The following is a 9,279-nucleotide window of genomic DNA, read 5'->3' as shown; positions in this document are numbered from 1 at the left end:
TCCTCAATGCAAAAGCACGCGACGCGAGAACCGAATTCGCAAATGCAACTTGACACCCCAGATAGTCGCTCTCCCCCGCTTTGGCGGGGGCGAGGAATTCGCACTCATTCCGCCCCGAAATCGCCTGTTTCCTGTCCTGTTTTGCCTGCGGGATCACGCTGCTGATATAGAGGCGGCAATTGCTTGGGGGATTTGACAATGACCGGTGACATCGGCGCGGCCGCGCCATCTCTTATCAGGGCTTCGCTCAGCCGCACCGGCAAATGGGCCGGCAGCGTCGCCTTCATCGGTGGTGCTGCTTCCGACATTCTCAATCCGCTGGCGCCCTTCGCCGCCTATATCGCGCTGGTCGCCTCGGTTGCCGCCGCCATCATCGCCATCGCCATCGTGCTCAGGCTGGTGCTCGCCCCCAAGGCGCTGCCGGCGCTGATCTTCGCCACCAGCGCTGCCGCCGTCGCCGGCGGGGTCTACGGCCTGCAACAGCAGACCAATTCGCAGAACGGGATAATCGCCGGCCTGGTGCCGGCCATCGCGCAGCTGCAGCAGCAGCTGGGCATCGTCTCGGCCAGGGTGGCCAAAATCGAGCAGACGGTGACCGAGACGCAGCAGACCGTCGACCAGGTCAAGCAATCGACCGATGCGGTGGCGAAAAAGACCGAGGAGATCGCCTCCAACCAGCAGCAGCAGACCGAGCAGGGCGCGCAGACGCAAAAGACCGTCGATCAGGTCAAGCAGACCACCGAAACGCTCGCCGCCGGCCAGCAGAAACAGGCCGAGCAGGCCGACAAGCTGCAGGCGACCACCGAGCAGATCGCCGCCTCCATCGACACCATCGCCAAGGGCTTTGCCGCGCTGGCCGCGCAAGGCGGAGCGATCGCCGAGCCGAAGCGGCCGGACGAATTCTACCACAATGCCCGCGTCTACGAACTTTCGGGCGATATGCTGAATGCCCGCCGCTCCTATCTGGCCTTTGCCGGCTTCGATGTCGACGCCGTTGACCCCTACACCCGCTTTGCCACGCTGTTGCGCGTGCAGGACGGCAAGGCCGGTGCGCGCGAAGTGTTCGGCCAGCTTGCCGACAAGGCCAAGGCACTGTCGATCAAGCTGGTCCATGTCATGCAGTTCGACGACACCCAGCGCCCCGACAAGCTCAACGCCTTCATCGCGGCCAATCCGGATTTCGCGCCGGCCTATTATCTGCTGGCGCAGGAGTTTTCCGAGGACCGCCTCGGCGCCCAGTCGCTGTCCGACAAGCGCAGCGAGGCGACCGCGCTGACCAAATTCGTCTCCTACGAAAAGGATGGCGGGCTGCTCAAATATTTCGTCGACCAGCGAGAACTTGCCGACTGGCTCGACCATAGCCGCAGCCGGCTAACGGCCCTTGGCGACGTGCTCGACCCCGCCCGCTTTGCCCCGTCGCTGACGCCGATGCGCTCCAATGCCGGCTGGACGATCTCCATCTCGCTGCCCGAGGCGGCAACCGGCATTTCCTGGCGCCTGGGCGAGTCCGGTCCGTTCACCGATACCGGGCTGATGGCGATGAACGACCAGCGCACCGGCAAGCCGATGCCCAATCCAAGCTTCGAATTGCCCGACAGCACCACGGCAACCGTCATCGGGGTAAAATATCTCGATCTCAGGGGCCGCGAGACCGGGCCGTTCAACATAAGTTTCGATCCGGAAGCCGCCCTCCAGCAGGGCAACAAGCAGATCCTCGACCAGTTCTGGACGTCGTGGATCGCCTTCGATGCCAGCGGCAATCATGGCCTGGTCTACTTCTCCCAGATGCTGTCGTTCCGTTGCGGCATCAAGGAGGTGCGCTACAGCCTGAACGGCACCGCGCTCGACAAGGAGATCAAGCTGCCGCCTTGCGACAAGAAGGATCCCTACGCCATCCCCTACGACTACCAGCCCTACTTCAAGGTCGCCGACAGCGTGACCTCGATGGCGGTGCAGGTCACCTACACCGACGGCACCAAGTCGCCGGTGCGGGAATACAAGCGGCAGTAGGGGGCGGGGCCGGTCTTGGTCTATATGCCTTGCCGTTCCGACCGTTTGCGCCGCCCCTCATTGCCCTGCCGGGCATTTCTCCCCGTATAGTGACGGGGAGAAAGGGGCTGGCCGCAACGCCGGCGCCCTTCTTGCAGCGCTGGTGATTGGCGAAAGTCGCGACGCAAGCGCCCTCTCCCCGTCACTATACGGGGAGAGGATGCCGGCAGGCAGGTGAGGGGCGGCGCTGACCTTCGATAAGTTAGCCACCTTCGATGATGGGCAGCGAACTGGTCTGATGCAAAATGCCGGAAGCTGCGCTTGCGCGAGCTGCGCGGAGCGGGTCTGTTCGCTGCCATCAGAATCAGCAGGTGCACGGATGGATACGGTCACGATCAAGGCAAAAGGCATCTCGGTCACGGTCGACCTTACCGTCGGCCATATCGCGGACATGACCGTCGACAGCGATGGCCGCCAGCTGAAAGCACTGCACCGCGCGCCCTGGGTTGATGCCGGCGAGACGCTGCCGCCGGACCTGCCCGAGGGCACGGTGCGGCTGTCCGGCGATTTCCTGTGCGCGCCGTTTTCGGCGAGCGATATCGAGGCCGCGCCGCTGCATGGCTGGCCTGCCAACAGCGGCTGGGATGTCGTCTCCAATGAGGCGACATCAGACGGCTGGCGGGCGGTCTTCCGCTTGCGCCGCACGGTGATGGGCGCCACGGTCGACAAGATTTTCACCCTGCGCGATGGCCATCCGTTCCTCTACCAGGAACATGTCTTTTCCGGCGGCTCGGGTGCCGTTTCCGCCGCTCACCATCCGATGACGGCAATGCGCGACGGCGGCCGGCTGGCCTTTTCACCCAAGCGCTTTGCCGCGACGCTGGACACACCGTTAGAGCCCGATCCGGCCCGCGGCCGCTTCAAGCTTGCCTATCCCGCGCGCTCGGCCGATCTGACGCGCTTTCCGGCCGCCGGCGGCGGCACGCTCGATCTCACAGACTACCGCATGGAGGATCAGCGCGAGGATTTCATCACCATGGTCGAGGCCGATCATGGCGGCCCGGGCTGGACGGCGCTGGCGCGCCGGGCCGAGCAGGATCTGGTGCTGGTGCTGAAGAACCCGGCCGAATTGCCGGTCACCATGCTGTGGTTCAGCAATGGCGGCCGCGACTACGCGCCATGGAGCGGCCGCCATCGCGGCGTGCTCGGCATCGAGGATGGCCGCGCCGCCGTCGGCCATGCCGCCTCCATCGGCGACAACTGGCTGAAGCGCGAAGGCGTGGCTACCGCCTTTGCGCTCGGCGGCGAAGTCTCCTTCCGCCATGTCATCGGCGCGCTGCGGCAGGCAGGCGGCGAGCCGCCGCGCGATATCGCGACGGCCGATGGGCATATGCGCGTGACTGCAGCCGACGGTTCGACCCGCGACGTCGCTTTCGACAGCGATTTCCTGCGCATCGGCAAGTCAGCATAGCCTTCCGGCATCGCAAGTTCAGGGTTTGAAATTTCCGCCAACAGCAGCCAAGATGCGGGCTGGAACCATCCGGCTGCCAAAAGGCTCTCATGTCCGAAATCGCCCATCTCGCCGCCACCATCTTCAAGCGCGCCGGCAAGGCGAAGCGCTTCATCGTCGCCATTGCCGGCCCGCCCGGCGCCGGCAAGTCGACGCTGTCGGCCGGCCTGCATGATCTGTTGCCGGAAGGCGCTTCGGAAGTCGTGCCGATGGACGGGTTTCACTATGATGACATCGTGCTCGACCAGCGCGGTCTGCGGCCAAGAAAAGGCGCGCCCGAAACCTTCGATTTCGCCGGTTTTGAGACGCTGTTGAAGCGCATTCGTTCGGGCGAGCCCGACATCGCCATTCCGGTGTTCGACCGCAACATGGAATTGTCGCGCGCCGCGGCGTCCATCGTTGCCGCCGAGGCCAAATTCATCCTGGTCGAGGGCAATTACCTGCTGCTCGACGAGGAGCCGTGGTCGCGGCTGGCGCCGCTGTTCGACTTCACCATCTTTGTCGATGTGCCGCGCGCCGAACTCGAGCGCCGCCTGCTGGAGCGCTGGCACGAGCATGGCCGTTCCGACGAAGACGCCCGCGCCTGGATCGCTTCCAACGACATGCCCAATATCGACCGCGTGCTAGGCCGACGTAGGTCCGCCGACCTGGTTGTGGGCGATCCCGCTTAATTCTCAGGATTTCCGAACGGGAACCTTAAGACTTTCAGGTCGTTATCGCGGACGAGGCAATTCTGCCACAGAGGGATTTCGTCCGATGGCAACCAAGGCAAGAAAACCCGCAGCCGCCAAGTCCAGGGCAACGCCGGCAAAAGCCACCCAGGCAAAAGCAGGCGCCGGCCCGGCGATTGCGGCGCGTTCCAAGGATGTAAAGCCGGCTTTCGGCAAGGCGGCGCCGAAGAAGGTGGTGCCGGGCGTAGCGGCCAAGGCGGCGGCAAAGCCTGCCAAGGCCAAGAAGCCGGCAGCCAGCGGCAGCTCGGTGGGCACCATGCGCAATGTAGCCAACGTTGCCGCCGGCGCGGTTGTCGCCACCGCCAGGGGCGCGGCCTCGCTCGCCTCGTCTGTGATCGGCAGAGGCGGTTCCAAGGGCAAAGCCAAGGCAAAGTAGAGCAATTCCAGGAAAAGTGTGAAGCGGTTTCCGTCCGGAATTGCGTCAAGCAAAAGAGGTCGGAGCCGCTTTCAAGCGGCTTTGATCATCAGGCCTTGGCGGGGATGGTGAGGCCGCGTTGTACGGCCGGCCTCGCCAAGCCGCGTTCCAGCCATGCCGCGACGGTGGGGAAATCGTCGAAGCCGACGAGGTCCCGCGCCTCGTAGAAGCCGATCAGATTGCGCACCCAGCCCAGCATCGAAATGTCGGCGATGGTGAAATCGTCATCCATGATCCACTTTCGGCCCTTCAGCCTTGTCTCCATCACGCCGATCAGCCGCCGCGACTCGTTGCGGTAGCGATCCAGCGGTCGCTTGTCGGCGATCTCGCGTCCGGCGAATTTGTTGAAAAAGCCGACCTGTCCGAAGATCGGCCCGATCGCCGCCATCTGGAAGAACACCCACTGGATGGTTTCGTAGCGCCGCGCCGGGTCGGCCGGGATCAGCTTGCCGGTCTTGTCGGTGAGATAGAGCAGGATGGCGCCCGATTCGAACAGGCCGAACGGCTTGCCGCCCGGGCCATCGGGATCGATGATGGCCGGTATCTTGCCGTTCGGGTTCAGCGCCAGGAATTCCGGCGTCCAGCTCTGGTCCTTGCCGATGTCGACCAGATGCGCCTCGTAGGGCAGGCCGAGTTCTTCCAACGCGATCGACACTTTCACGCCGTTCGGCGTCGTCGCCGAATAGAGCTGCAGGCGGTCGGGATGGCTGGCCGGCCAACGCTTGGTGATCGGAAAAGCGGACAGGTCGGTCATCGAAGCTCCGGTCGGGAATTTGGCGCTGGCGTCGCGCCGTTCGGCGGGTTGCGAAGGATTATCCGCCACGTGTTTGCCGATCAACCGGCCGGCGGTGCACACACCGTGTTTACCAGCGGTCAAGGGTCAGCCGTTTGCCGTCAGACCGCCTTGAACGCCACCACGGCATTGGTGCCGCCAAAGGCAAAACCGTTGCTGATCGCCGCCCGCACCTTGCGCTCGCGCGCCACATTGGGCGTGACGTCGAGATCGCAATCGGGGTCGGCCTGCCGGAAATTGGCCGTCGGCGGCACGATGCCTTCGCGGATCGCCATCACGCAGGCGATCATCTCCAGGCCGCCCGAGGCGCCGAGGCAATGGGCATGCATGGACTTGGTCGACGACACCGAGAGCTTGTAGGCGTGGTCGCCGAACACGCGCTTGATCGCCGCCGTCTCGATCTGGTCGTTGGCTTTGGTGCCGGTGCCGTGGGCGTTGAGATAGTCGACGTCCTCGGGGTTAAGCCCGGCCTCGGCAAGACAGGCCTGCATCGCCGTCGTCGGACCCTCGACGGTCGGCGCGACGATGTCGGAGGCATCGGCGGAAAGCCCGGCGCCGGCAATCTCGGCCAGAATGTCGGCGCCGCGCGCCATGGCGTGTTCGTAGGTTTCCAGCACCGCCATGCCGGCGCCTTCGCCCAGCGACAGGCCCTGGCGGTCGGCCGAGAACGGCCGGCAAGTGTCGGGCGCCAGCACCCGCAGCGCTTCCCAGCCCTTCAGAATGCCCCAGACCAGCGGCGCATCGGTGCCGCCGGCGACCATGACGTCGGCGCGGCCCAGCCGGATCTGGTCGACCGCCGAGGCAAAGGCGTGATTGGAGGACGAGCAGGCCGAGGTGACGCCGAACACCGGGCCGCGCAGGCCAAGCACCATGCTGACCTGGCCGGCCGCGGCGCTTGGCATCACTTTCGGCACGGTGAAGATGCCTGCCCGGTTCTTTCCGTCGATCAGGATGGCGCGATAATTTTCCTCGATCGCCTCCCAGCCGCAGACGCCGACGCCGACAACCGTGCCCATCCGCCTGGTGGTGGCCTCGTCAGTGGTGAGCCCCGCTTGCTGCATGGCCTCGCGCGCGGCAATCGCCGCCAGCAGGCTGAAGCGGTCCATCGACACCGTCTGCCTGTGGCCGATGCCATGGTCGGGCATCGCCTTGATTTCGCAGCCGACCTTGGTCTTCAAATCATGCAGCAGCGGATTGTCGATCTGGCCGATGGCGGAACGTCCGGCGCGCATCTCGTTCCAGATCGCGGGCGCATTGGTGCCGAGGCCGCATATGCCGCCTATGCCGGTAATGACGACGCGCTTGTGCATTCAGGCTTTCTTCGCGATCAGCGCGCGAACAGCCTCGACCATGTCGCCGACATTCTTCAGATTGCTCCAGGCATCGACCGTGTTCATCTCGATCTCGATGCCGTACTGCTCCTCGAGATCGAAGATGATCTCGGTCAGTTCCAGGGAATGGATGCCAAGCGCGGTCAATTCCGTATTGGTGGTGATCTCTTCGCCGCCGGGCTCTGCATGTGCCTTGATCTTGGCGATGATTTCCGTTGCCAGCTCGTCAGCCATTCGTTTCCTTCCCCAATTTTATCATTTCACGGTGCCGATTGGTTGGCGCCCTGTTGCCTGGACTGAAAATCGCCGTCGCCTTCAAAACCCCGCCAGGCGCGGCATGACCGTTCCAAAGAGGCTCCCTCTATAGAAACGGAAACGCTGTCAAGCAACAAGCTATATCAACAAGCTACATATCGACAAAGCAGCCGGAGTGCTTAACGTTGGGGCGATGGATACGTTGCAACATGGCTTGACCCCGGTGCTGCCGGCCCAGCGCGTCGCTGGTGCGGCCCGGCTTGCATGCGGCGTCAGCGCCGGCCGCACCAGGCTGTCGCGCCTCTATCAGGATGGATCGGCCAAGATCCGCATGCCGGCGGTCGCGGCCGATCCGCTCGAAGCCGTGCTCATCAACACCGCGGGCGGGCTGACCGGCGGCGATCGGCTTGGCTGGGAGATCGATATCGGGCCAGGTGCCTCCGCTTCCATAACCACCCAGGCTTGCGAAAAGATCTATCGCGCCGAAGGCGACCGTGCCGAAGTGCGGGTAAAGCTCAGCGTCGGCGCGGATGGCCGTATTGCCTGGCTGCCGCAGGAAACCATCGTCTTCGACCGCTCGGCCTTTGCCCGCACCCTCGACGTCGAGCTTGAAGCAGGCGCCGAGGCATTGCTGCTCGAGGCCACCGTCTTTGGCCGCCTGGCCATGGGCGAACAGGCCGCGCACGGCCATTTCCACGACCGTTGGCGGGTCCGCCAGGACGGTGCGCTCATTCATGCCGAGGATTTCCGCATCGGACCTGCGATTGCAGCCGCCCTTCGCCGCCCGGCGGTTGCCGGCGGCGCCATTGCCGTGGCGACGCTGCTAATGGTTTCACCGCAGGCCGAAGCCTTGCTCGAGTCGGCCCGCGACATCATCGGCACGAATGGCGATGCCAGCGCCTGGAGCGTGCAACAATCTGGCAAGCTTCTTGCGAGGCTGTTTGCCGAGGACGGTTACCAGCTGCGCAAGCGGCTGGTTCCGCTCGTCGAACTGCTCAACGGGCGGGCCGGTCTGCCCAAATTATGGTCACTCTGAACCAAATCCAGGCCAAATCCAGGAAAGCGCATGAACCTTACGCCGCGTGAAAAGGACAAGCTGCTCATCGCCATGGCGGCGATCGTGGCGCGCAAGCGGCTGGAACGCGGCGTCAAGCTCAATCACCCCGAAGCAATCGCGCTGATCACCGATTTCGTCGTCGAGGGCGCCCGCGACGGCCGCCCGGTCGCCGAACTGATGGAGGCCGGCGCCCATGTCATCACCCGCGCGCAGGTGATGGAAGGCATCGCCGAGATGATCCACGACGTGCAGGTCGAGGCGACCTTTCCCGACGGCACCAAGCTGGTCACCGTGCACGAACCGATCAGGTGAAGAGGAAAACATGCTTGAACTCAGGCCCAACTGCGAATGCTGCGACAAGGACCTGCCGCCGGAAGCGATGGATGCGCTGATCTGCACCTTCGAATGCACTTTTTGCGCCGACTGCGTTGAGAACGTGCTGGGTGGCGTCTGCCCGAACTGCGGTGGCAATTTTTCGGCCAGGCCGATCCGGCCGACAGAGAAGCTGAAGAAATATCCGGCATCGACCAGCCGCGTGCTCAAGGCCGAAGGCTGCGGTCCCCGCAAGGTCGCGTGATTGTATCCTGAATTGGAAGGTAGACCGATGATCTCCGCTTCGACCAAACGCACCACGCTCGCCGCAATCCTGCTGCTGGCGGCGGCCATGCCCGCCTATGCCCATGTCGGCATCGGCACGACCTCGTCCTTCGCGGCGGGCTTCGCACACCCGCTGTCCGGGCTCGACCACATGACGGTGATGATCGCCGTCGGCCTGTGGGCCGCGCTCAAGGGCGGCAAGGCGATCTGGGCCTGGCCGCTCGCCTTTGTCGGTGTCATGCTGGCCGGTGGCGTGCTCGGCATGCTGCATGTGCCGGTGCCTTTCGTCGAACCGGGCATTTTGGCCTCCGTCGTCGCTCTTGGCCTGCTGGTTGCGCTGGCGGTCGATCTGCCGGTCTCGGCCGGCGTCGCCATCATCGGCCTGTTCGCGCTGTTCCATGGCCATGCCCATGGCACCGAAGTGCCGGAAAATGCCGGCGGGCTTGGCTATATGGCAGGCTTTGCCGTCGCCACCGCGCTTCTCCATGCCATAGGCATCGCGGCGGGCCTCGGTCTCGGCATGCGCTTTCGCGGCCTTGCCCGCGCTGCCGGTGCGGCGTGTGCTGCGGTCGGCGTCGGCATGGTCTTCGGCGTTCTGTGA

The 9,279-nt window shown here is 64.5% G+C and carries 11 protein-coding genes; 8 read left to right on the top strand and 3 right to left on the bottom strand.

Features of this window, described 5'->3' with window-relative positions:
- Window positions 1–198 precede the first annotated feature (198 nt).
- The 4 genes from FJV77_RS17370 (at window position 199) to FJV77_RS17350 (ending at window position 4,606) form a co-directional block, all read left to right on the top strand.
- Complete coding sequence (locus FJV77_RS17370; RefSeq protein ID WP_142867992.1) at window positions 199–2,010, top strand: methyl-accepting chemotaxis protein; 1,812 nt, start codon at window positions 199–201, stop codon at window positions 2,008–2,010.
- A 358-nt stretch (window positions 2,011–2,368) separates the two neighbouring features.
- On the top strand, window positions 2,369–3,460 hold the full coding sequence (locus FJV77_RS17360) for a hypothetical protein (protein ID WP_142867991.1): 1,092 nt from the start codon (window positions 2,369–2,371) through the stop codon (window positions 3,458–3,460).
- Between the two features lie 89 nt (window positions 3,461–3,549).
- The gene (locus FJV77_RS17355; RefSeq protein ID WP_142867990.1) at window positions 3,550–4,170 is read left to right on the top strand and encodes a nucleoside triphosphate hydrolase; all 621 of its coding nucleotides are present in this window, start codon (window positions 3,550–3,552) and stop codon (window positions 4,168–4,170) included.
- Between the two features lie 85 nt (window positions 4,171–4,255).
- On the top strand, window positions 4,256–4,606 hold the full coding sequence (locus tag FJV77_RS17350; RefSeq protein WP_142867989.1) for a hypothetical protein: 351 nt from the start codon (window positions 4,256–4,258) through the stop codon (window positions 4,604–4,606).
- Between the two features lie 88 nt (window positions 4,607–4,694).
- Here FJV77_RS17350 and FJV77_RS17345 read toward each other — a convergent pair whose 3' ends face one another.
- The 3 genes from FJV77_RS17345 to FJV77_RS17335 form a co-directional block, all read right to left on the bottom strand.
- Window positions 4,695–5,399, bottom strand: a complete 705-nt coding sequence (locus FJV77_RS17345) for a glutathione S-transferase N-terminal domain-containing protein (protein WP_142867988.1) — start codon at window positions 5,397–5,399, stop codon at window positions 4,695–4,697.
- A 140-nt stretch (window positions 5,400–5,539) separates the two neighbouring features.
- Window positions 5,540–6,748, bottom strand: coding sequence for a beta-ketoacyl-[acyl-carrier-protein] synthase family protein (locus tag FJV77_RS17340; protein ID WP_142867987.1), 1,209 nt, complete (start codon window positions 6,746–6,748; stop codon window positions 5,540–5,542).
- Window positions 6,749–7,003, bottom strand: coding sequence for an acyl carrier protein (locus FJV77_RS17335; protein ID WP_142867986.1), 255 nt, complete (start codon window positions 7,001–7,003; stop codon window positions 6,749–6,751).
- A gap of 214 nt (window positions 7,004–7,217) precedes the next feature.
- Between FJV77_RS17335 and FJV77_RS17330 the strand changes: the two genes are divergently transcribed.
- The 4 genes from FJV77_RS17330 to FJV77_RS17315 are packed head-to-tail and all read left to right on the top strand — an operon-like array spanning window position 7,218 to window position 9,279.
- Window positions 7,218–8,060, top strand: coding sequence for an urease accessory protein UreD (locus tag FJV77_RS17330; RefSeq protein WP_142867985.1), 843 nt, complete (start codon window positions 7,218–7,220; stop codon window positions 8,058–8,060).
- 30 nt (window positions 8,061–8,090) lie between these two features.
- Window positions 8,091–8,393, top strand: coding sequence for an urease subunit gamma (locus FJV77_RS17325; protein ID WP_023671228.1), 303 nt, complete (start codon window positions 8,091–8,093; stop codon window positions 8,391–8,393).
- Between the two features lie 10 nt (window positions 8,394–8,403).
- The gene (locus FJV77_RS17320; protein WP_142867984.1) at window positions 8,404–8,658 is read left to right on the top strand and encodes a DUF1272 domain-containing protein; all 255 of its coding nucleotides are present in this window, start codon (window positions 8,404–8,406) and stop codon (window positions 8,656–8,658) included.
- A gap of 27 nt (window positions 8,659–8,685) precedes the next feature.
- The gene (locus FJV77_RS17315) at window positions 8,686–9,279 is read left to right on the top strand and encodes a HupE/UreJ family protein (protein ID WP_142867983.1); all 594 of its coding nucleotides are present in this window, start codon (window positions 8,686–8,688) and stop codon (window positions 9,277–9,279) included.

This window comes from Mesorhizobium sp. WSM4306, assembly GCF_007003975.1.
GTDB lineage: Bacteria > Pseudomonadota > Alphaproteobacteria > Rhizobiales > Rhizobiaceae > Mesorhizobium.
This window is presented reverse-complemented; position numbering and strand designations above follow the sequence as displayed.

Coding starts and splice junctions, on each gene's coding strand:
- FJV77_RS17340 (WP_142867987.1), bottom strand. CDS start 6,748: ATGCACAAGCGCGTCGTCATTACCGGCATAGGCGGCATATGCGGCCTC.
- FJV77_RS17330 (WP_142867985.1), top strand. CDS start 7,218: ATGGATACGTTGCAACATGGCTTGACCCCGGTGCTGCCGGCCCAGCGC.
- FJV77_RS17335 (WP_142867986.1), bottom strand. CDS start 7,003: ATGGCTGACGAGCTGGCAACGGAAATCATCGCCAAGATCAAGGCACAT.
- FJV77_RS17370 (WP_142867992.1), top strand. CDS start 199: ATGACCGGTGACATCGGCGCGGCCGCGCCATCTCTTATCAGGGCTTCG.
- FJV77_RS17320 (WP_142867984.1), top strand. CDS start 8,404: ATGCTTGAACTCAGGCCCAACTGCGAATGCTGCGACAAGGACCTGCCG.
- FJV77_RS17325 (WP_023671228.1), top strand. CDS start 8,091: ATGAACCTTACGCCGCGTGAAAAGGACAAGCTGCTCATCGCCATGGCG.
- FJV77_RS17360 (WP_142867991.1), top strand. CDS start 2,369: ATGGATACGGTCACGATCAAGGCAAAAGGCATCTCGGTCACGGTCGAC.
- FJV77_RS17350 (WP_142867989.1), top strand. CDS start 4,256: ATGGCAACCAAGGCAAGAAAACCCGCAGCCGCCAAGTCCAGGGCAACG.
- FJV77_RS17355 (WP_142867990.1), top strand. CDS start 3,550: ATGTCCGAAATCGCCCATCTCGCCGCCACCATCTTCAAGCGCGCCGGC.
- FJV77_RS17315 (WP_142867983.1), top strand. CDS start 8,686: ATGATCTCCGCTTCGACCAAACGCACCACGCTCGCCGCAATCCTGCTG.
- FJV77_RS17345 (WP_142867988.1), bottom strand. CDS start 5,399: ATGACCGACCTGTCCGCTTTTCCGATCACCAAGCGTTGGCCGGCCAGC.